Below are 20773 nucleotides of genomic sequence, written 5' to 3' on the forward strand. Positions count from 1 at the left end.
AGGGCACTGAAAAAATGCAGCTTTCACGTTAGACCATACCGGGGGGCCAAGGTGTTCAAATGGATTTTCGAATAGGTGACGATACGATCACCGTGAACGTGCCGACCTGGGCCGTGCTGGAGGCCCGCGTGCGTGAACGGTTTGCCCGGCGCAGCGGCTTTGCGCTGGCCACGATCAATCTGGATCACATCGTCAAGCTGCGCGCCTCTGATGCCTTCCGAGAGGTCTATGCCGCGCAGGATTTCGTTGTGGCCGATGGCTATCCCATCGTCTGGCTGTCGCGGCTAGCGGGGCGACCCGTCGCGTTAATTCCGGGGTCCGAGGCGATTTTGCCGCTGGCCCGTCTTGCGGCGGCGCAGGGGGTCACTGTGGCGCTGTTCGGCTCCAGCGCGCCGGTTCTGGCGGCAGCGGCAGAGTATCTGGAACGTGAGGTGCGCGATCTGGATGTGGTCTGCCAGATCGCCCCGCCGATGGGGTTTGATCCTGCCGGGCCGGAGGCGCAGGAGATGCTGCGCCGGATTTCCGCCTCTGGCGCACGGCTGTGTTTTGTCGCGCTGGGCGCGCCCAAGCAGGAAAGCTTTGCCGCTACTGGGCGCAGGATCGCGCCGGACATCGGCTTTGCCTCGATCGGGGCTGGCTTGGATTTCTTTGCCGGAACGCAGCAGCGCGCGCCCAACTGGGTGCGCAAGATCGCGATGGAATGGTTGTGGCGGATGATGCTGGACCCAAGGCGGCTGTTTGGTCGCTATTTCAAGTGCGCCGTTGCCTTGCCCGGTTTGGTGGTGCGGGCCCTGTTGTTGCGGCTCAGCGACCGGCGCGACTGATCACAGGCGGCGCGGCTTGGGGCGGCGCAGCAGCAGAGTATCCTTCAGTTTTGATTTCAGCCCGCGTGGGGGCAGCAATTCCATGTCACGCTCAAACGTGGTGCCGTTCAGGCCCGCGTCGCGCATTAGCGCCAGTTTGACACCCCAACGCGCGGCCACCTCTGGGGGCAGGCCGTCGGGGATGCCCATCTGGGTCGCCAGCGCGCCGGGCAGCCAGTCGCTGATCACGATATCGGGGAAACGGTCAAACAGATCGGCGATCAGCGCCCGCGTCAGGATGCGCCCAGCGCCCTTGGACACCGAATAGGCCGCCGAGGCGGGCAGGGGGGCGATATCGGCATAGCTGGCAACGTTGAGGATACGGCCCGCGCCACGCGGGGCCATGTCCTGCAAGGCCGCCCAAGAGCAGGCGTAAACCCCACCAAGGTTGATCGCCATGCTGTGCCAAAAGCGGTCCGGCGTTTCCGCCAGCACATCGCGTTTGGGATAGACGGCGGCGTTGTTGATCAGCAGTGCCAGCGGCCCGTGGCGACGGATCATCCCTGCAAAACCCGAGATCACGGCGTCAAAATCGGACACGTCCAGCGGCACCGCATCAAACCCGTCACCGCACAGCGCGGCGGTTTCTTGCAACACCTCTGCCCGGCGGCCGGTGCCGACCACGGTGAACCCTTGCGTGCAAAGCTGTTGTGCCAGCGCGCGGCCCAGCCCGGACCCGGCCCCGGTGACCACGGCAAAACCGTCCTTTGGCGTGATCTGCGTCATGTCCGGTCCTTCAGGATATGGTCCGCCACTCGCAGCGCATTGGCGGCGATGGTCAGGCTGGGGTTCACCCCCATCGACGTGGGCATGAAACTGGCATCCGCCACCCAGAGGTTGGCCAGTTCATGCGCCCGGCCACTGGCATCCGTGACCGATGTCGCCGGATCATGCCCAAACCGCAGCGTGCCGCAGGGATGGCCCCAATTCAATTCCGGCGTCATCGACAGGAACATGTGGCGGTGTCCGCGTAACCCGCGCCTCAGCGCCTTGCGAAAGGCGCGGCGGCGCGTGCGCAACTCATCGCTTAGCGTGTAGGTGACAGACAGTTTGTCGGGCTGCGCCGGATCGTAGAGCACGCGGTTCCGGGCATAAGGAAAATCCTCCATCAGCCCGACAAACAGATGCGCGTGACCCAGCAACACCTGCGCCACCGCCGCCATGGGGCGTGACAGGGCGCGCATCCGGGGCTGCCCGCGCAGGTCGAACATGCGGTTCAGAAAATGCACCATCTCACCATAGGACGCGCGGATGCCCATGGCCTGCACCGATCCTAGGCGCATATCCTCTCGGTGATAGAAATCGCGAAAGGAAATCGCCTTGGTCGCGCCGCTGTCTGGCGTGCCGCGTTTCGGCCACAGGGCAAAGCGTTCGTCGACGTGCAGCATCAGGTTGCCCCCGACAAGGCCAGAGCGGTTGGCCAGCCCCTCGGGCCAGTCCTCTGACGCGGAGGCCAGCAGCAGGCGGGGCGAATGCAGCGCGCCAGCGGCAAGAATGAACCGATCCGCCCGCAGCTGACGGATCTCACCGTCGATGCGCAGCTCTGCATGGGTGATGCGGTTGTCCTGCGTATGCAGGCGGGTGACATCCGCGCCGGTCAGCAGATGCGCGTTGCCCGTTGCCAGCGCCGGTTCCACCCCGGCAGAGCGGCCATCCATCTTGCAGACCCGTGGGCATTTCCGGCCAAGGCAATTTTCACAATCCGCGACATGGGCGATGCCTGTATGCGTGCGGTAGGGGTGCAATCCGGCGCTGCGCAGGCTGTCGGTCAGCGCGGCCTCTGCCTGATGCAGCGGCGGCGGGGTCTCCAGCGGCATGGACGCCTCGGTCGACAGCGGATCGGGCGTGCCGTGAACGCGGAATTGCTTGGCGGCGCGGTCGTACCAAGGGGCCATCTCGTCAAAGCCCACCGGCCAGCCGCCGGTTGGATGGGGCTGACCGGGCAGGTCGTCCAGATCGTGCCGTTCGGGGCGTTCCAGCGTGGCGGCGTAGAACACCGAACTGCCGCCCGGACCGCTGCCCAGCGGCGCGAAAAAGCTGGTTTGCACGCCGTCCAACGACACATGCAGCGGATCGGGCCACAGGCCCCGCGCGGCGCGCGCCTCTGGCACAAAGACCTCTGTCAGGCCGTTGCGTTCGCTGCGCAGACCCGGCGCGCCCTTTTCCACGAACAGCACCTTTTGGCCCGCCTCGGCCAGCGCGCGGCCCAGCGTGCCACCCCCCATGCCCGCGCCGATCACGATGGCATCCCAGTGCGTGTCAAAGACCGATGTCATCCGTCAGAGGCCCCGTGCATCGAAACCTCTGCTAGCAGCGGTGCAAAGACCGGGCGCAGGACGTGGCGGATGCGGATCGCGGCGCTGTTGGTCAGGTGGTTATTGTCGAAATACTGGCCCTGGCCCTGCTGGACGGCGGAACACAGGCCGTCCGCGCAGAAATATGGCCAGGTGTCCAGGAACGTGATGCGGCCCTCATCCGCCAGCGGCACCCAAGGGGAATCCGACAGGGTGCCGCGCAGGACGATGGCCGCAGCCGGAACAGACGATTCTATCTGGGCCGGCGCGGCAAGCGGCAGGCCGGCATGCGCCGCCTCACGCGCGGCAAAACGGCTGTTGTACAACGGAATTTCAGGGGGTTGGCGCAGCACATGGACGTGATCGACATGGCGGCCCAGCTCTTCGACCGTGGCGCGCGCGGCCTTGGCCAGCAATTGCGGCTGTTGCGTTCCGGTCGAGGTGGGCCGGTCGGTGGGAAACAGCGCGATCCGGTCATGGGCGTTTAACCCGACGCCCTCGCCGGTCGCATAATAGCTCCACCGTCCGATCAGCAGCACGGAGTCGAGACTGTCCAACGTCGGAAGGGCCTGCCGGATCTGTTTGTTGGCGCGGGTGCAAGCGGTGTCCTGCGCCGGGGTTGCCGCGCTTTCGACCTTGCGCAGGCCAAAGAGCGGCGCGCATCCGGCACGCCACAGAATGAGGCCGGGCACCTCTGCCTCATGCGCGGCGACATCCAGCCCTTCTTTCATCGCGCGCACATGGCTGTCACCCCAGACCAGCAGACGGGGCGGACCATCAGGGCCGATCGGGCAGACCTCCAGCCCGTCCAAGGGGCCGCTGTCGGCGATGCGGCACCTGCTCCAGTCCTGAAGGAAATCGCCGGAGGCCGCGATGTGGACCCGCGCCTGCGGGCCAAACCTGTCCGGCAGGCCGTCCCGTGTGAACAGGGCAAAGCCCACGACCAGCGCCGCCACCGACGCCACTGCCATGCCGCCAAACACCGCGCGTCCTGTCAGGTGTCGGGCATGGCGCACGGGTTGTTCGACAAACCGCCACGACAGCCAGCCAAGCCCGACCGACAAGGCCATCCAGATGAGCGATTCCGGCAGGCCCATGGCCCCGCGCAGCGCAGAGGCCAGCGTGTAAACGGGCCAGTGCCACAGGTAGAGCGAATAAGAGATCAGCCCGAAAAACCGCATCGACGGCATGGTCAACATTCGGTTCACCGGGTTGTCGCGAGTGCCGGATGACAGCAACAGCAGCGTGCCCAGAACGGGCGGCAGCGCCAACAGGCCGGGGAACAATGGCCCCGCCGGTGTGAACCAGATCGACGCGCTGACCATGACGATCCCCACAGAGGACAGCGCCGGGTGGCCGCGCCAGTTGCTGCCCCGTGTGTGGCCCCAAATCGCCAGCAACACGCCGGACAACAGCTCCCACGCGCGGAACGGGAACAGGTAAAACGCCGCGGTATGTGACACCGGGGTCAGCAGCACGCAGGCGACCAGCGAGGCCGCCCAGCACGCCACCAGCGTGCCGATCAGCCCCCACCGCCAGCGCGCCAGCCCGATCAGCAGCAGCGGCAGGAAGATGTAAAATTGTTCCTCTACCGCCAGCGACCATGTGTGCAGCAGTGGCTTGTCCTCGGACGCGGTGTCGAAATAGCCCGCCTGACGAAAGAACAGCAGGTTCGACAGATAGACCGTCGAGGCGATCACCGCCTTGCCGTATTCCCGAAACTCGAACGGCAGCAGTATCACCCAGCCCAGCGCGGTTGTGACCAGCAGCATGGTGAAAAAGGCAGGTGCAAGACGGCGGAACCGGCGGATATAGAAATTCCGCAGGTTGATGCGCCCCGTGGCATCGTATTCGCGCCAGAGTATGCCGCCGATCAGAAAGCCGGAGATCACAAAGAAGATGTCGACGCCGACAAACCCGCCCTGCAGCGGCAGGCCGAAATGGTACAGCACCACGGCCAGCACGGCGACAGCGCGCAGCCCGTCGATGTCGCCCCGGTAAGGGAGCGAATTATGCGCCGGTGCGCTCATGCCGGGCTGTATCCTCGTCCGTCGCGCGGGCGCGTCATGTCTGTCCTTCCGGGTTCTCCGGAGATGTCCGGCGGTCTGCCTGTGTGGCACTCTGTGCCCAGAGTGTTGCCATATCGCTTAGGATACCGCATTTCAGGGCAGGAATATGGCAGATCACAGGCATTGGCGCGGGCATGGCGGATACGGGCATATCGGCACAGGTGCCGGATTGGTCGCGGGAGCGGATAGAGCGGTTCTGGGAGCCGGGCAAGAAGATGATCCGCGCGCTGCGTCGCTATCAGGCGTGTCGCGGGCGCGGTGTGTTTGGCCGGGGCCTGTCCCGCTACTGGGTCGTGAATCACTGGTTCTGGTCGCTGATGTGCCAGAGCGAATTGCACCTGACCACGCAGGTGGGTGGCGGACTGCGGCTGACCCATCCGACCGGGATCATCATTCATCCAGAGGCGAGGATCGGTGTGAATTGTATGATCTTTCATCAGGTGACGCTGGCCGGTCCGGTGGTGCTGGGCGGTCATGTGGATGTGGGCGCGGGCGCCAAGCTGATCGGGCCGCTGACAGTGGGCGACCATGCGGTGATCGGTGCCAACGCCGTCGTGACGCGGGACGTGCCGGCGGGGGCCACCGTGGCCGGGGTGCCGGCGCGGGTGATCTCAGGCGGGTAGGGGGCGTCACGACGGAGGCATGCCAAATGCACGCCCCGCCGCCCTTCGGTCGTCCCCCAGGACATTTTAGGACAGAAGAAACGCAAGGGCGCGTCAGGGTTCGGATCGGGCGTCATTATTCGTGGCGTAGCGAAAGCTGCGGATGCCGTCTTTGGCGACGGAGGTGTCTTCCTTGAAGCCGGCCTTTAGCAATACACGGGCCGATGCAGGGTTATCGGTGGCGACACCGGCGTGCAGGGATTGCGGCGGGCCGTGTTGCAAATGGGTGGTGAGGCCTTGGACCAGTTCAGAGGCATAGCCCTGTCCCCAGGAGTCTGCACGCAGGAGGTAGCCAAGGTGGCACTGGTTGTCACCTTCGGGCGAAAAGAGAAACAGCAGGCCGATCAGGTCTGAGTCGCGGTTGATCAGGCTGACCTGCGCCTTTTCGCGCCGTGTGGAAATCCAGTTGGTCATGCCCTGCGGGCCCGTTTCGGGGCCGAAACCGGGCGGCAGGTGTTCCAGCACGGCGGGCGTCAGGAGGGTATGTAAACGCGTTTCCAGCAGGTGACGCGCCTCTGCGTCGTCCAGGACGGGTTCCCAAGGGAAAATCGTCAGACGCGCCGTTGTGAACGCAGTCAATAGCCCAGCCCGTTCAAGGGTTTGCCCGACATCAGCGCCTCGTAGACAGCCAGCGTTTTTTCACCTTTGCGCGCCCAGGGGAAATACCCGTCGGCATAGGCTTTGGCGCGGGCGGCGGTGTCTGCCACGTTGGCTGGGGTCTCTATGCAGGCCTCCATCTCAAGGCGGAAACCATCGACCATCCGGTCGATCCCCGCCAAGTCCACCCGTGCGCCGCGCCCTTCATCCGCCAGATCGCCCGGCGCGCCGTAGTTGGCCACGATCACCTGACAGCCGCAGGCCATCGCCTCGATCACCACGCCGGCCCCCAGTTCGCGGATCGAGGGAAAGACAAAGGCGTCAGAGGCGCGCATCATGTCGGCGACCTCCGCCTGCGATTTGCGGCCATGCATCGTCACGCAGTCCTGTAGCCCGTGTTCGGCAATCAGCGCCTCCATCCTTGGGCGTTCCGGCCCGTCGCCCGCGATGTGCAGATGATGGCGGCGCAGGGTGTCAGAGGCCGCAAAGGCGCGTAGCGGCAATTCAGGCAGTTTGTAGGGCACAAGACGCCCGGCGTAGAGGAAATTCAGCCGCCCATCGCCGCGCCGCCCCGCCGGGGCAGCCCCCTCCGCATGAAAGATCGCGGGATCAAAGCCGATCTCGGGGAAGGAGACGATGCGCGCGTCCTCCACCCTCGGCAGGTCGGCGCGGGTGTGGGAAAAGGCGCAAAGCACAGCGGCGGCCTTGTCATAAGTGCTGCGGGCGTAGGGCAGGTATTTGTAGGCGTTGCGTAGTTTGCGCAGCCCTTCCTTTTCGCGCGCCTGCTCGGCCGCAAAGGCGCGTGGCCAGTCAAGGTTGCCGTTCAGTGGCCCAATCACAAAGGGCTGCGGCACCTTGTGCGCCAGCCAACTGGGCAGAGTGGGCGACATGGGCGTGATGCGGTGTACGATGTCAAACCCGCCCGACGTCAATTCCTTGTGGAAATGTCGCCAGACGCCGCGTTCAAACGCCAGGTAGGGCAGGTAGTTGAAGATCATCGACGTGGACCAGCCGACCTCATCGCCGCCGCGGATCATCCGCGCCAGCTGGTACATCGGTGAGGCGATCCATTCGTTGTCGATATAGGCAAAGGGCAGGCCGGGGTTGGATTTCTCGATGTTGTCGCGGTTGCGCACATGGGTGGCGACGGTCACATCCGCCAGTTTGCCGATCTCCAGCGCATATTTGTATCCGACAATGGGCAGCGACGGCCACTCGGGATTGCACTCATCCGCCACCAGAAGCACGCGAAGCCTTTGGGTCATAAACAGCCTTTCTACATCACCGTGCGTCGCCGAACCCCGGCGGTGTGGGTAGCATGGCCATGGCTGGCCTGACGAAGGTTTTCGGCATAGCCGGTCAGCGCCCCGGCCATAAGCCATGTCAGCGGCGTCAGCGTGGCATTGGGGATCATGTCGATCACGTTGATCGCAAGAATCAGCGACAGCGGCCCGACAAAGGGCGAAATCGCGTCGCTGCGATGGCTGCCCATCGCCCGCCAGATCAGCGCCAGCGGTAACAGCAGTGTTCCGAACTGGGCCAGGAACCCGATCCAGCCATAGGTGCCGATGGAAATGATCCAAAAACCATCGGTGACGGTCAGGATGGCCCCGCTATAGGGGTCAAGGATGTGGTTGCGCCCCCAACTGCCCCAGCCGAAGACCGGCTTGATATAGGCGCGCTCCAGCAGCCTGTCCTCATTGTGAAAGCGAAAGCGCAGCGATCCGGCGCGGTCCGGGTCGATCTTGGCGGCCTGTTCCAGCATCTGTTCCTGCGGAACAAGATCGGCGCCCTTTAGCAGCGGATAGGCCAGGGCGATTGCGCCGATCAGCACGGCGATGCGCACCTGTGTGCGGGGGGCCAGCAGCACGACCAGCGGCACCAGCAGCACCATGAAGATCAACGACCCCAGCGATTTGGCCAGCACGAGGATGAGCGTCAGGTACAGCGCCACGCCCAGCAGCTTGAGCCGCCCCTCTCCCTTGTGCCAACGCCACAGCGCATAGGCTGACACGACAGAGGTCATCAGGAAAAAGGCGACCCAGATGCCGTGGTAGAGAAAGACAATGGGGCGGTAGCCGCCAAACCGGATCGTCTGGGCAAAGTAGTGCTGGAAATAGCCGTAGACCCAGTTGTTGAGCTGCGGTGACAGGCGGGTTTCGATCAGCATCAACGGCGTATAGACCAGCCCGCCGATCATCAGCGCGCGCAACAGTTCCTTTTGCGCGCCGCCGGTGGCCAGGTGCTGGCGCGCCAGCAGAAAGGGCAGCACCTGCAGGAATTGTTCCAGCACGAGGGCCGCAGCGTCCTTTAGCCCCAGCGCAGGCAGCCCGACGAGGCCGAAAAAAACCGGCTCTCCGTTGTTGATCACCGTCATGATCGGTGAAAAGACAAAGGTCAGCACAAGGGTCTTGCCCAGCACGGAGTCCGGCAGCAGCGGACCGCTGGGCTCACGCCGTCCCAGCAGGATGGCAAAGACCATGAGTGCGGGGATGTTGTGCTTGTCCAGCGGCGGCATCATCGGAAAATCGAAGACGGCTGGCGGTTCGGGCAGGAACAAATAGCACAGCATCATCGACCAGATAAAGGCACGCTCTACCGACAGCCGCGACAACATCACGGCCACGAAGATCGGGCTTGCCGCCAGTGCAAGGAAGGCGATCTGGTTGGGCATGGTCGCTTTGCGGTTGGGACGCACGCGTGCGCCGGGTTCGTGTTTTCCTACCAACCGGCAAAGGCAAAGTCGCGGCTGCAATGCAGCAAAACCATGAAATCGGCAGCACGGCACAGTAATGCGGCAAGATCCGTTTTTGGTCGTCGCTTAGCCGCATTTTTGGCGGGTTGTGCTAGCATGGCGAAACAAACCGGAACAACCGGGAGGAGAAATGAACCGCAAACCGCTGCGCATCGCCTATCTGTGCGACATGTCTCCGCTGGACCGGACGCTGTATTCTGGTGGCAACGCACGGATTCATGACGCGCTGCAACGGCACGCTGGTGAGGTCACGATCCTGCCCCAAACCTGGGCGCTGGCCGAACCCGTGCGGCGTCTGATCCGTGCGATGCCTGAGGCATTGAACCTGCGGGCTCGCTGGCGGGCGCAGTATGCGCTGCGCCGGGTGATCGCACGCGGGATTGAGGCGGAATTGCAGCGCGGTGGCTATGATGTGCTGTTTGGTGCCTATGCCCTGCACGCGCTGGCCGGCGTCCGGACACCTGCAGGCATGGTCACGGCCTTTACCTCGGACGCGACGCAGACCGTCTATCGCCTGTCAGAGGTGGGCCGGGCACACAAGCGGGTCTTTGTGCTGGGGCCCTTGCTGGACAAATGGGTGGAACGGCGCGAACGCGCGGCGCTGGCGCAGGCCGACCTGTTGCTGTGGCCCTCTGTCTGGCTGAAGGACGCGGTCGCGGCGCGCTATGGCGTAGACCCGGCGCGCAACCATCTGGTGCCATGGGGGGCAAACATCGCGACGCCACCGCCCCCTGCGTCCCCCACATTGCGGCGGGACGCGCCTGTCCGGCTGTTGGTGATCGGGCGAAACTGGGCTGCAAAGGGCGGGCCAGAGGCGTTTGACACGATGTCGGCCCTGCGGGCGCAGGGTGTTGACGCGCGGCTGACAGTGATCGGCTGTCAGCCTCCCGCGATGCACTGCAACGCCCATGTGACCATACATCCGCAACTGAACAAGGCGGTGCCCGCGGATCTGACCCTGTTCAATGCCGCGCTGGCCGAGGCGCATTTCCTGGTGATGCCGTCGTTCGAATCGTATGGGTTCGCCTTTTGCGAGGCGGCGGCGCACGGGTTGCCCTCGCTGTGCCTGCGGGTCGGGGGCGTGCCGGTGCGCGACGGGATCACGGGTCATGCCCTGCCGCCGGGGGCCGACGCGGCAGACTTTGCGCAGAAAATTCTTGGGTATCTCGACGACCCTGCGGCCTATGCCCGCCTCAGCCAGTCCGCGCGTGAGGAATTCGAAACGCAGCTGAATTGGGATTCCTGGGGGCAGACAACCGCCGGTCTTTTGCAAGAGGCCGTGGCGCGCAAGCGTGGCCTTGGGGCCGTCACGGCGGCCTGAAACAGGCGTGTCGGCGGCCTTGCGCGTGCTGCGACGCAGCGTCGCAGTCAGTTATTGACGGACCTGAACCGCCCGTGCCTACTGATCCCGTCTTTGCTCAAAAAAAGGTTCCAGAAATTGGCCCCCAAGGGGCAACCTATTATTATTGGGAGGAAATCAAGATGAATCAGTCTTTCAAGCCCGACCCGACATTCCATCCAACGCCCAAGATGGCCATGGATGCGCCTGTCGAAACGCTGGCCTTTACCCTGATGCTGAGTCCGGACTTCTCCCAGCCCGACGGGTTGGCGGTGGTGGATGTGGACCCGTCCTCTGACACCTTCGGCCAGATCCTGCACACCGTGATGATGCCTTACAAAGGCGATGAGTTTCACCATTTCGGCTGGAACGCCTGTTCGTCGTCGCTGTCACCGCTCAGCGGACATGCCTTTCTGGAGCGCCGCTACCTGATCATTCCCGGCATCCGATCCAGCCGCATCTATATCATCGACGTCAAGGAACCGCTGAAGGCGAAGATCCACAAGATCATCGAACCCGAAGAGGTCTTTGCCAAGACCGGTTATTCCCGACCGCACACCATCCATTGCGGGCCAGAGGGCATCTATGTCTCGACGTTGGGCGGCGGTGGCAAGGATGGCACCGACGGTCCTCCGGGCATCTTCATTCTGGATTGCGAAACCTTCGAGATCCTTGGCCGCTATGAGATGGATCGCGGCAAGCAGGACAAGCACTATGATTTCTGGTGGAACCTGCCGCGTGATTACATGGTGTCGTCGGAATGGGGGCTGCCGCCGCAGTTCGAGAACGGCATCGTGGCCGAGGATCTGTTGTCCAACAAGTACGGCCATTCGATCCACTTCTGGAACTTGCGGGAACGCAAGAACGTCCAGACCATCGACCTGGGCGACAATCATCAGATGGCGCTGGAAATCCGCCCGGCGCATGATCCGGCGAAAAAGCACGGCTTTTGTGGCGTGGTGGTGGACACCACCAATCTGCAAGGCGCGATCTTTACCTGGTGGCAAAAGGACGATGGCACCTTTGAGGCGAAAAAGACCATCACCATCGACCCGCAGCCTGCGGATGCCGACGACCTGCCCGACCTGCTGAAGGGGTTCGGCGCGGTGCCTGCGCTGGTGACGGACATTGACCTGTCTCTGGACGACAGGTTTCTCTACGTCGCGTGCTGGGGGCAGGGCGAGATGCACCAGTATGATGTCAGCGACCCGATGAACCCCAAACTGGCGGGCAAGGTCGAGATTGGCGGCATCGTCCGAAAGACCCTGCATCCCAGCGGCAAACCCTTTGGTTACGGCCCGCAGATGGTCGAGATCAGCCGCGACGGCAAGCGCGTCTACTGGACCAACTCGCTGTATTCCACATGGGACGATCAGTTCTATCCCGGCGAACGCGGGGCGGCCATGGTCATGGCGCATGTGGGGGAAAACGGCGGCTTGACGCTGGACGACACATTCTGCGTCGACTTCCCCAAGGGGTATCGCAGCCACCAGATCCGGCTGGAAGGCGGCGACTGTTCGACCGACAGTTTCTGCTATCCCAACGTTTGAGAAGACAAGACGTCCGCCCAGGGTCCGCCGCGAGTCAGGACCACTGCAGGCCCGGGGCGGGGTCTCTGTGGGATATAGGCTATGACCCCCTCCGACCTTGCACTCTGGGGCGCGGTGCTGATGGCCGGGGTCTATCACGGGGTGAACCCCGGGATGGGCTGGCCGCTGGCAGTGTCCGCCGCGCTGATGGAGCGCAAGCGCGTGGCGCTGTGGCGGGCGCTGGGCCTGTTGGCGGCGGGGCATTTTGCGGCCATGGCGGCGATCCTGCTGCCGTTCACCGCAATGGTGTCGCTGGTGACCTGGGAGGCAGAGATCCGCATCGGCGCGGGGCTGCTGGTCATGGCGATGGGCGTCTACCTGCTGATCAACCGGCGCCATCCCCGGATGCTGGCACGGGTGCCGCCCGGTCGGTTGGCGCTGTGGTCCTTTCTGGCGGCACTGGCGCATGGGGCGGGGTTGATGCTGGTGCCGATCTACCTTGGCCTGTGTGATCTGGAGGCGATGGACGCGGGGCATGTGGCCGCGACGGAACTGATGGCGGCGCACGCAGGCACCGCGCTGGGCGTGGCGCTGGCGCACACGGCGGCCATGGCCTTGGCGGGTGGCGCGCTGGCGCTGGCGATCTACCACTGGGTCGGATTGAAGTTCCTGACCCGGGGATGGTTCAATCTGGACCTACTCTGGGCGGTCAGTTTGGTGCTCGTCGGCGGAATTGGGGTCTGGACAGCGCTGTAAAAGGGCGCGGGTGGTTCTTTGTCCGGCCCTGTGCTACCGCCCGGTCAAACCCTTATTTGCCGAGAATCGGCAGGAGCCTGACATGTCCCCCCTCACCGACCACGGCGCAGCCGTGCAATCCCGCCTGAGCCAGAACTACGGCCTCAGCCCTGACGCCGTTCTCTCGATGATGGACGCCGTGTCGCGCGGCGGCGGCTCGCAGGCGCAGTTCAACATTCCCGAACTGGGCGGCATGGGCCAGTGGCAGTCCGGCGGCATGACCATGGTCGGCGACATGTTCAACAACGGCCTCAAGAACACGGTCAACAACCTGTGTGGCGAGATTGCCAACGCCTATTTTCAGGGCACGTTCTACGCCCCGAAACCGCAGCCGCAGGGCAGCTATCAGGGCCAGCAGCAGGGCGGCGCGTCGATGACCTTCTCCGGCGGCAGCTTTGGGTCGTGGTGGCCGTCGGATCTGGGCCAGCCTTCGTCGCAGGGCTCGCAGAACAACCTCAGCTACGCGATCTTCCCGCAGGCGCGGCGTCTGGCGGTGAACCTGAACGGTCAGGTCACGGTCTATGACACCGGCGATCATTTGATTGGCGGCGTGGGCCAACAGCAATCAGGCGACGCCAGTTGGACCTTCACCAGCCAGTTCGGCACCGTTTACCTGAACCAGTTGCCGGTGGTCACGGGGCAGGGCAGCATGCCCGAGCCGTCGTTCACCACGCAGCCCGACCCGGTCTTTGTCGAGCCAGAGCCTGTCCAGCAGCAGCCAGAGCCGATGCCGACAGAGCAAAGCCCGGCTCCGGCACAGCAGGGCGGCAATTCGGACCAGATCTTTGCCGCGCTGGAAAAATTGGGCAGCCTGCGTGACATGGGCATTTTGTCCGAGGATGAGTTCGCCTCCAAGAAGTCCGAACTGCTGTCGCGCCTGTAATCGCGATCTGGCCTTAACCGGCTCTGCCAACTGGCCCTATCCGGCGGCGTATGCCGCCGGTAGATTGCCCCAAAACCGCCGGCGCTTTTTGCCGGCACCTTTGCTTGGGGAACGCGGCCGATGAAAATGACCACCGAAGAAGCCTTTGTGAAGGTGCTGCAGCGCCACGGGATCGAACATGCGTTCGGGATCATCGGCTCTGCCATGATGCCGATTTCCGATCTGTTTCCACAGGCAGGGATCAAGTTCTGGGACTGCGCCCACGAAGGCAGCGCCGGGATGATGTCGGACGGCTACACCCGTGCGACCGGCAAAATGTCGATGATGATCGCCCAGAACGGACCGGGCATCACCAACTTTGTCACCGCCGTGAAAACCGCCTACTGGAACCATACGCCGCTATTGTTGGTCACGCCGCAGGCGGCGAACAAGACAATCGGTCAGGGCGGCTTTCAGGAAGTCGAACAGATGAAGCTGTTCGAGGATATGGTGGCTTATCAGGAAGAGGTCCGCGACCCGACCCGCGTGGCAGAGGTGCTGACCCGCGTGATCGCGCAGGCCAAGCGCGCCAGTGGCCCGGCCCAGTTGAACATCCCGCGCGATTTCTGGACCCAGGTGATCGACATCGAGATCCCCGAGCCAATTGACTTTGAACGCTCCTCTGGCGGCGAAAACGCTGTCGCGCAGGCGGCGGCGTTGCTGTCGGATGCGAAAAACCCGGTGATCCTGAACGGCGCGGGCGTGGTCCTGTCGGCGGGCGGCATTGCGGCGTCGATGGCGCTGGCCGAACGTCTGGATGCGCCGGTTTGCGTCGGCTACCAGCACAATGACGCCTTTCCCGGCTCGCACCCGCTGTTTGCCGGGCCGCTGGGCTACAACGGCTCCAAGGCGGGGATGGACCTGATCCGCGAGGCCGATGTGGTGCTGGCGCTGGGCACCCGGCTCAACCCGTTTTCGACCCTGCCGGGCTACGGCATGGACTACTGGCCAAACGACGCCAAGGTCATTCAGGTCGACATCAACCCCGACCGCATCGGTCTGACCAAGAAGGTCAGCGTCGGCATCGTGGGCGATGCCGCCAAGGTGGCGCGCGGTATCCTTGGTCAACTGGCCGACACGGCGGGGGACACGGGCCGCGCTGATCGCAAGGCAAAGATCGCCGAGACGAAATCGCGCTGGGCGCAGCAACTGACCGAGATGACCCATGAGGACGACGACCCCGGCACCACATGGAATCAACGCGCCCGCGCCGACAAACCCGACTGGATGAGCCCCCGCATGGCATGGCGCGCCATCCAGAGCGCGCTGCCGCGCGAGGCGATCATCAGTTCCGACATCGGCAACAACTGCGCCATCGGCAATGCCTATCCGTCGTTTGACGAGGGCCGCAAATACCTTGCCCCCGGTCTGTTCGGGCCGTGCGGTTACGGCTTGCCGTCCATCGTCGGGGCCAAGATCGGCTGCCCGGAGGTGCCGGTGGTGGGCTTTGCCGGGGACGGGGCCTTTGGCATCGCGGTAAACGAACTGACCGCCATCGGTCGCGGCGACTGGCCCGCGATCACGCAGGTGGTGTTCCGCAACTACCAGTGGGGCGCGGAAAAGCGGAACTCGACCCTCTGGTTCGACGACAACTTTGTCGGCACCGAACTGGATGAGCAGGTCAGCTATGCCGGGATCGCCAAGGCCTGCGGGCTGAAAGGTGTCGTCACCCGTACAATGGATGAACTGACAGCGGCGCTGGCCACCGCCATCAAGGACCAGATGGAACACGGCACAACCACCCTGATCGAGGCGATGATCAATCAGGAGCTGGGTGAGCCGTTCCGCCGGGACGCGATGAAAAAGCCGGTTGTGGTGGCAGGCATCAGTGCCGGCGACATGGTCCCGCAACAGCCTGCGAAGGCTGCGGAATAGTCCATGATTGACCCGACGGGTGGCGACGTCCTTGTCCTGAACGTCGGGTCGTCGTCGATCAAATGCGCTGTCTTTGACAGCAGCCTGCGGGAGGTACTGCGCGGCGGGGTCGAAGGGCTGGGGCCTCGGGCGCGTTTGCAACTGGGTGCGGCGCGCCGCGACGTGGACGCGCCGGATCATCGCGGCGGTCTGGCGGCGCTGCTGGAGGCACTGGAGGCGCAAGGCGTGGCGCTGAACCGATTGCGCGTTGTCGGTCACCGGGTGGTGCATGGCGGCCCGGGTTTGACGCAGCCTGCGCACATCACGCCGCAGGTGAGGGCGGAAATCGCCCGATGCACACCGCTGGCTCCGCTGCACAATCCGCATCATCTTGCCGCGATGGATGCGCTGGCGACGCTGGTGCCTGATCTGCCGCAGGTGGCCTGTTTCGACACTGGATTCCATGCCACCAACCCGCAGGTGGCGCTACGCTATGCGCTGCCCGCCGATCTGGCCGAGGCGGGTCTGCGTCGCTACGGGTTTCACGGGCTCAGCTACGGCGGGGTGGTCCGGCGGCTGACGGCGCTGGCCGGGGCCTTGCCCGGTCGCGTGCTGGCGTTTCATCTGGGCAACGGGGCCTCGGCCTGCGCCATTCGGGACGGACAAAGCGTGGCGACGACGATGGGGTATTCGCCCACCGACGGGCTGACCATGGGCACGCGGTCCGGCAGCATCGACCCCAATGTGGTGCTGAGGCTTGCCGAAGAGCGCGGCATCGACGGCGCGCGCCACCTGCTGACCCACGGCGCCGGTCTGGCGGGCCTGTCCGGCGGGGTGTCCGACATGCGCGCGCTGGAGGCCAGAGACGATCCCGCCAGCCGGTTTGCCATCGACCATTTCATCTACTGGGCACAGCGCCACGCCGGCAGCCTGATTGCGGCGATGCAAGGGCTGGATGCGGTCGTCTTCACCGGCGGCATCGGCGAAAACTCGGCCATGATCCGGGCGGGCATCCTGGACGGTCTGACCTGGGCTGGCGCGCGCTATGACCCCGACAGGAACAGGCGGAATGCGCCGCGCCTGCACGCCAAAGACGCAGAGGTTTCCGTCTGGGTCCTGCCCGCCGAAGAGGAATACATGATTGCGCAGGCGGCGCGTGACCTGCTGGCCACGGTATGACGGATCACCCCAGTGCCAGCGTCACCGCCGTGGCGGCGACGATATCGTCGACGGTGGTGCCGCGCGACAGGTCACAGACAGGCTTGCGGAACCCTTGCAGGATGGGGCCTAGTGCCTGCGCGCCCGCCAGTTCCTGCGTCAACTTGTATGCGATATTGCCGGAATCGAGGTCGGGAAAGACCAAGACGTTGGCATCCCCAGCCCCCAACCCCTTTTTCGCGGCGATCACCGGGCTCAATGCCGCGTCCGCCTGCAATGGTCCGGGAAAGCCGGTGATCTCTGCCGCGCGGCGCACCCGGTCAACGCTGTCCCCCGCGCCGCTGGTGCCGGTGGAAAACGATAGCAGCGCCACTTGCGCCCTGCCCAGTAGTGCGCGGGCGGTAGCCTCCGATGCGCGCGCGATGGCGGCCAGCCCGTCGGCGTCCGGGGCCACGTTCACCGCGCAGTCGGCAAAGATCAATTCCCGCCCGTCCGGCAGGATCATCAGGAAAAACGACGAGGGCAGCGTGACCCCTTCCGCCAGCCCGATCGCGATAGACGCGGCTTCTATCACCCGCCGCGTGGGCGCGTCGGCCCCGGCAACCATGGCCACTGCCTCTCCGGCGGCTACCATGGCGGCGGCGCGGTACAGCGGCCGGTCCAGCATCCGGCGCGCCACGCCTTCCTTCAGGCCGCGCCCGTCGACCAGCGACGCGATCATGGCCTCTGTCGGCGCGATCAGCCCGACCGGCTCTGCCAGTCCCTCTGCCGTCAGCCGCGCGCAGGCCGCAGCCACGCGGGGCTCGTCCATCTCGGGAAAGACGACGCGCGCCTGCCGTGCCTTCGCCCGATCGACTGCGCGGTCCAATACACTCATGCCCGGTCTCTTTCCTGTCCGCCTTCGGGCGAGAATGCAGGAACCGCCGTGCCCTGATCAAGCGAGTTGTCCAATTTCGTCAACGCCCCGAAATTTCGCCATTATTTGGGAAAACGGTTTCGGTTTTTTGCAGAAACTGAAACAGATTGGGGATTACTTGCGGATCGGCGGAATTGATATACCAGTGATGTATGATCCGGCGCGCGTCGCCACCGCGATCATGGGGAGGACATATGGCACAGCCACAGGTTGACACATCGCCCAAAGTCTCGGACGAGATCCGCAAGACCACCTGCTACATGTGCGCCTGCCGTTGCGGCATCAACGTCCACATGAAGGGTGGCAAGGTCGCCTATATCGAGGGCAACCGCGACCACCCGATCAACAAAGGGGTGCTCTGCGCCAAGGGCAGCGCGGGCATCATACAGCACAACGCGCCGTCGCGCCTGCGCGCGCCGCTGCGCCGGGTCGGGCCGCGCGGATCGGGTGAATTTGAGGAAATCAGCTGGGACGAGGCGCTGGAAACCGCTGTTGGCTGGCTGAAACCGTTGCGCGACACTGCCCCGGAAAAGCTGGCCTTCTTCACCGGACGCGACCAATCGCAAAGTTTCACAGGCTGGTGGGCGCAGGCCTACGGCACGCCGAATTTCGCCGCGCACGGCGGGTTTTGCTCGGTCAACATGGCGACGGCGGGCATCTACACCATGGGCGGCGCGTTCTGGGAGTTCGGCTCACCCGACTGGGAACATGCCAAGCTGTTCCTGCTGTTCGGCGTGGCCGAGGACCACGACAGCAACCCGATCAAAATGGGCATTGGGCGGCTCAAGGAACGCGGGGCCAAGATCGTCGGCGTGAATCCCATCCGGTCCGGCTATAACGCGGTCGCCGACGACTGGATCGGCATCACGCCGGGCACCGACGGATTGTTGATCCTGTCGCTGATCCATTGCCTGTTGAAGGCGGGTAAGATCGACCTCGACTATCTCGCGCGATTTACCAATGCGCCGGTGCTGCTGAACGGTGATCCGAAATCGCCCGACTTTGGCCTGTTCCTGCGCGATGAGGACGGCAAACCGCAGGTGATCGACCGCCCGAGTGGCAAGCTGATGGCATGGGACACCCCCGGCGTGCGGCCCGACCTCACCGGGCACATCCGCCGCGCCGGGGTCACGCACACCTCTGTCATGCACCTGATCGCAGACCGCTACCTGTCGGACGACCACGCGCCAGAGGCGGTGGCCGAGCGCTGCGGCCTGACACCGGACCGTATCCACGCGCTGGCCGCAGAACTGGCGCGCGTCGCCTTTGACGAGGCCATTACCCTCGACCGGCCATGGACCGATTTCCGCGGTGAGCGGCATGAGAAAATGATAGGCCGTCCCGTGGCAATCCACGCTATGCGCGGCATTTCTGCCCATGCCAACGGGTTCCAGACGGCGCGCGCGCTACATGTGTTGCAAATCTTGCTGGGCGCGGTCGAAACCCCCGGCGGCATGCGGTTCAAACCACCCTACCCGAAACCGGCAGAGGCGCACCCCCGCCCACACGCCAAGGCAACGCCCGGAAAACCGCTGAACGGCCCGCACCTCGGCTATCCCCAAGGCCCCGAGGATCTGGCGCTGGATGCGGACGGCAAACCACTGCGTATCGACAAGTCGTTTACCTGGGAAAACCCCATGTCCGCCCATGGGCTGATGCACATGGTGATCTCCAACGCCCACGCGGGCGACCCCTACAAGATCGACACGCTGTTCCTGTACATGGCGAACATGGCGTGGAATTCCTCGATGAATTCCAGCGGTGTGATGGAAATGCTGACCGACACGGATGAAAACGGCGATTACGTCATCCCCAACATCATCTACTCGGACGCCTATTCCTCGGAAATGGTCGCCTACGCCGACCTGATCCTGCCCGACACCACCTATCTGGAACGGCACGACTGTATCTCGCTGCTCGACCGGCCGATCTCGGAACCTGACGCCGCCGCCGACGCGATCCGCTGGCCGGTGGTCGAACCAGACCGCGACGTGCGCGGGTTCCAATCGGTCCTGCTGGACCTCGGCGCGCGGCTAAATCTGCTCGGCATGGTCGACGACACCGGCGCCCCGAAATACGCCGACTACGCCGACTACATCATGAACCACGAACGCAAACCCGGCATCGGCCCCCTTGCGGGCTGGCGCATGTCGGACAGCGGCCTGACTCACGGGCGCGGCGCGCCCAACGCGGCGCAGATCGACAGCTATATCGCGGGCGGCGGCTTTTGCACCATGCACATCCCGGAAGAGGCGCAATACTACAAACCGTGGAACACGGCCTATCAGGACTGGGCCGTGCAAACCGGCCTGTTCGATGCCGCCACCCCCTATATCTTTCAGCTCTACGTCGAACCGCTGCGCCGCTTCCAGCGCGCCGGTGAGGGCAAAGGCGATATTCTGCCCCCCGAACATCTTCGCGCGCAAATCGCGCACAAGCTCGACCCGCTGCCAATCTGGTACGCTCCCGACGCGGGCAACCCCGACAACTATCCCATCCACGCCCTCACCCAGCGCCCGATGGCGATGTACCATAGCTGGGGCAGCCAGAACGCATGGCTGCGGCAATTGCACGGCCACAACCCGATGTACCTGCCCTCCCGCCTGATGCGCGACCATGACCTGCAAGACGGCGACTGGGCCCGCATCACCTCACCGCACGGCGACATCACCGTGCCGGTGGCTGAAATGGCCGCGCTCAACCCCGATACGATCTGGACATGGAACGCCATCGGCAAACGCAAAGGCGCTTGGGCCCTGAAACCAGATGCGCCCGAGGCGACCAGGGGCTTCCTGCTCAACCACATCATCCACGAACTACTGCCCCCCAAAGGCGACGGCCTCAGATGGTCCAACTCCGACCCGGTCACAGGACAGGCCGCATGGTTCGACCTGCGCGTGCGCATCGAAAAGACGACCGCTCCGGCAGAGGCACAACCGACCTTTGCAAAACTCATCTCCCCCGTCGGCCCAGGCCCGGACCAACTGACATGGAAAACACCGTCCTGATGTTTCTTCTGG

At 64.4% G+C, this 20773-nt stretch carries 16 protein-coding genes; 9 read left to right on the top strand and 7 right to left on the bottom strand.

Annotated elements, in window-relative coordinates; all coding sequences use genetic code 11:
* Positions 1-59 precede the first annotated feature (59 nt).
* The gene (locus tag CHB90_RS08935; protein WP_089277524.1) at positions 60-824 is read left to right on the top strand and encodes a WecB/TagA/CpsF family glycosyltransferase; all 765 of its coding nucleotides are present in this window, start codon (positions 60-62) and stop codon (positions 822-824) included.
* On the opposite strand, the gene CHB90_RS08940 is transcribed toward CHB90_RS08935, so the two are convergent.
* Genes CHB90_RS08940 through CHB90_RS08950 form a run of 3 tightly spaced genes read right to left on the bottom strand, consistent with a single transcriptional unit; the run spans position 825 to position 5187 of the window.
* Complete coding sequence (locus tag CHB90_RS08940; protein WP_089277525.1) at positions 825-1589, bottom strand: SDR family oxidoreductase; 765 nt, start codon at positions 1587-1589, stop codon at positions 825-827.
* Positions 1586-3139 carry a GMC oxidoreductase gene (locus CHB90_RS08945; RefSeq protein ID WP_089277526.1) on the bottom strand — a complete coding sequence of 518 codons (1554 nt, stop codon included), beginning with the start codon at positions 3137-3139 and terminating at the stop codon, positions 1586-1588. The genes CHB90_RS08940 and CHB90_RS08945 overlap by 4 nt, the downstream gene beginning before the upstream one ends.
* Positions 3136-5187, bottom strand: coding sequence for an acyltransferase family protein (locus tag CHB90_RS08950; RefSeq protein ID WP_089277527.1), 2052 nt, complete (start codon positions 5185-5187; stop codon positions 3136-3138). The genes CHB90_RS08945 and CHB90_RS08950 overlap by 4 nt, the downstream gene beginning before the upstream one ends.
* A gap of 173 nt (positions 5188-5360) precedes the next feature.
* Between CHB90_RS08950 and CHB90_RS08955 the strand changes: the two genes are divergently transcribed.
* On the top strand, positions 5361-5849 hold the full coding sequence (locus tag CHB90_RS08955; protein WP_089277528.1) for a serine O-acetyltransferase: 489 nt from the start codon (positions 5361-5363) through the stop codon (positions 5847-5849).
* Positions 5850-5942: 93 nt separating this feature from the next.
* Here CHB90_RS08955 and CHB90_RS08960 read toward each other — a convergent pair whose 3' ends face one another.
* Genes CHB90_RS08960 through CHB90_RS08970 form a run of 3 tightly spaced genes read right to left on the bottom strand, consistent with a single transcriptional unit; the run spans position 5943 to position 9159 of the window.
* Positions 5943-6467 (bottom strand): GNAT family N-acetyltransferase, encoded by a 525-nt coding sequence (locus tag CHB90_RS08960; protein ID WP_089277529.1) that lies wholly within the window; start codon positions 6465-6467, stop codon positions 5943-5945.
* Positions 6464-7750 (bottom strand): glycosyltransferase, encoded by a 1287-nt coding sequence (locus CHB90_RS08965; RefSeq protein WP_089277530.1) that lies wholly within the window; start codon positions 7748-7750, stop codon positions 6464-6466. The genes CHB90_RS08960 and CHB90_RS08965 overlap by 4 nt, the downstream gene beginning before the upstream one ends.
* An 11-nt stretch (positions 7751-7761) precedes the next feature.
* On the bottom strand, positions 7762-9159 hold the full coding sequence (locus tag CHB90_RS08970) for a hypothetical protein (protein WP_089277531.1): 1398 nt from the start codon (positions 9157-9159) through the stop codon (positions 7762-7764).
* 211 nt (positions 9160-9370) lie between these two features.
* Between CHB90_RS08970 and CHB90_RS08975 the strand changes: the two genes are divergently transcribed.
* From CHB90_RS08975 to CHB90_RS09000, 6 genes are all read left to right on the top strand, one after another.
* On the top strand, positions 9371-10561 hold the full coding sequence (locus CHB90_RS08975) for a glycosyltransferase family 4 protein (protein WP_089277532.1): 1191 nt from the start codon (positions 9371-9373) through the stop codon (positions 10559-10561).
* A 161-nt stretch (positions 10562-10722) separates the two neighbouring features.
* Entirely contained in the window at positions 10723-12129 is a 1407-nt protein-coding gene (locus tag CHB90_RS08980) for a selenium-binding protein SBP56-related protein (protein ID WP_089277533.1), read from the top strand.
* An 81-nt stretch (positions 12130-12210) separates the two neighbouring features.
* Positions 12211-12864 (top strand): hypothetical protein, encoded by a 654-nt coding sequence (locus tag CHB90_RS08985; RefSeq protein ID WP_089277534.1) that lies wholly within the window; start codon positions 12211-12213, stop codon positions 12862-12864.
* Between the two features lie 82 nt (positions 12865-12946).
* On the top strand, positions 12947-13786 hold the full coding sequence (locus CHB90_RS08990; protein WP_089277535.1) for an SHOCT domain-containing protein: 840 nt from the start codon (positions 12947-12949) through the stop codon (positions 13784-13786).
* Positions 13787-13906: 120 nt separating this feature from the next.
* Complete coding sequence (xsc, locus tag CHB90_RS08995; protein WP_089277536.1) at positions 13907-15700, top strand: sulfoacetaldehyde acetyltransferase; 1794 nt, start codon at positions 13907-13909, stop codon at positions 15698-15700.
* A gap of 3 nt (positions 15701-15703) precedes the next feature.
* Positions 15704-16858 carry an acetate/propionate family kinase gene (locus tag CHB90_RS09000; protein WP_089277537.1) on the top strand — a complete coding sequence of 385 codons (1155 nt, stop codon included), beginning with the start codon at positions 15704-15706 and terminating at the stop codon, positions 16856-16858.
* Positions 16859-16862: 4 nt separating this feature from the next.
* On the opposite strand, the gene CHB90_RS09005 is transcribed toward CHB90_RS09000, so the two are convergent.
* On the bottom strand, positions 16863-17714 hold the full coding sequence (locus CHB90_RS09005; protein WP_089277538.1) for a phosphate acyltransferase: 852 nt from the start codon (positions 17712-17714) through the stop codon (positions 16863-16865).
* A gap of 233 nt (positions 17715-17947) precedes the next feature.
* On the opposite strand from CHB90_RS09005, the gene CHB90_RS09010 reads away from it, so the two are divergent.
* Entirely contained in the window at positions 17948-20761 is a 2814-nt protein-coding gene (locus tag CHB90_RS09010) for a molybdopterin oxidoreductase family protein (RefSeq protein ID WP_089277539.1), read from the top strand.
* The last annotated feature ends 12 nt before the right edge of the window (positions 20762-20773 follow it).

The organism is Antarctobacter heliothermus, from assembly GCF_900188425.1.
Classification (GTDB): domain Bacteria; phylum Pseudomonadota; class Alphaproteobacteria; order Rhodobacterales; family Rhodobacteraceae; genus Antarctobacter; species Antarctobacter heliothermus.

What these genes read in the sequence shown, in the direction of transcription:
- CHB90_RS09005 (WP_089277538.1), bottom strand. Translation starts at nt 17,714, where the DNA reads ATGAGTGTATTGGACCGCGCAGTCGATCGGGCGAAGGCACGGCAGGCG.
- CHB90_RS08940 (WP_089277525.1), bottom strand. Translation starts at nt 1,589, where the DNA reads ATGACGCAGATCACGCCAAAGGACGGTTTTGCCGTGGTCACCGGGGCC.
- CHB90_RS09010 (WP_089277539.1), top strand. Translation starts at nt 17,948, where the DNA reads ATGGCACAGCCACAGGTTGACACATCGCCCAAAGTCTCGGACGAGATC.
- CHB90_RS09000 (WP_089277537.1), top strand. Translation starts at nt 15,704, where the DNA reads ATGATTGACCCGACGGGTGGCGACGTCCTTGTCCTGAACGTCGGGTCG.
- CHB90_RS08985 (WP_089277534.1), top strand. Translation starts at nt 12,211, where the DNA reads ATGACCCCCTCCGACCTTGCACTCTGGGGCGCGGTGCTGATGGCCGGG.
- CHB90_RS08990 (WP_089277535.1), top strand. Translation starts at nt 12,947, where the DNA reads ATGTCCCCCCTCACCGACCACGGCGCAGCCGTGCAATCCCGCCTGAGC.
- CHB90_RS08975 (WP_089277532.1), top strand. Translation starts at nt 9,371, where the DNA reads ATGAACCGCAAACCGCTGCGCATCGCCTATCTGTGCGACATGTCTCCG.
- CHB90_RS08970 (WP_089277531.1), bottom strand. Translation starts at nt 9,159, where the DNA reads ATGCCCAACCAGATCGCCTTCCTTGCACTGGCGGCAAGCCCGATCTTC.
- CHB90_RS08950 (WP_089277527.1), bottom strand. Translation starts at nt 5,187, where the DNA reads ATGAGCGCACCGGCGCATAATTCGCTCCCTTACCGGGGCGACATCGAC.
- CHB90_RS08955 (WP_089277528.1), top strand. Translation starts at nt 5,361, where the DNA reads ATGGCGGATACGGGCATATCGGCACAGGTGCCGGATTGGTCGCGGGAG.
- CHB90_RS08935 (WP_089277524.1), top strand. Translation starts at nt 60, where the DNA reads ATGGATTTTCGAATAGGTGACGATACGATCACCGTGAACGTGCCGACC.
- CHB90_RS08965 (WP_089277530.1), bottom strand. Translation starts at nt 7,750, where the DNA reads ATGACCCAAAGGCTTCGCGTGCTTCTGGTGGCGGATGAGTGCAATCCC.
- xsc (WP_089277536.1), top strand. Translation starts at nt 13,907, where the DNA reads ATGAAAATGACCACCGAAGAAGCCTTTGTGAAGGTGCTGCAGCGCCAC.
- CHB90_RS08945 (WP_089277526.1), bottom strand. Translation starts at nt 3,139, where the DNA reads ATGACATCGGTCTTTGACACGCACTGGGATGCCATCGTGATCGGCGCG.
- CHB90_RS08980 (WP_089277533.1), top strand. Translation starts at nt 10,723, where the DNA reads ATGAATCAGTCTTTCAAGCCCGACCCGACATTCCATCCAACGCCCAAG.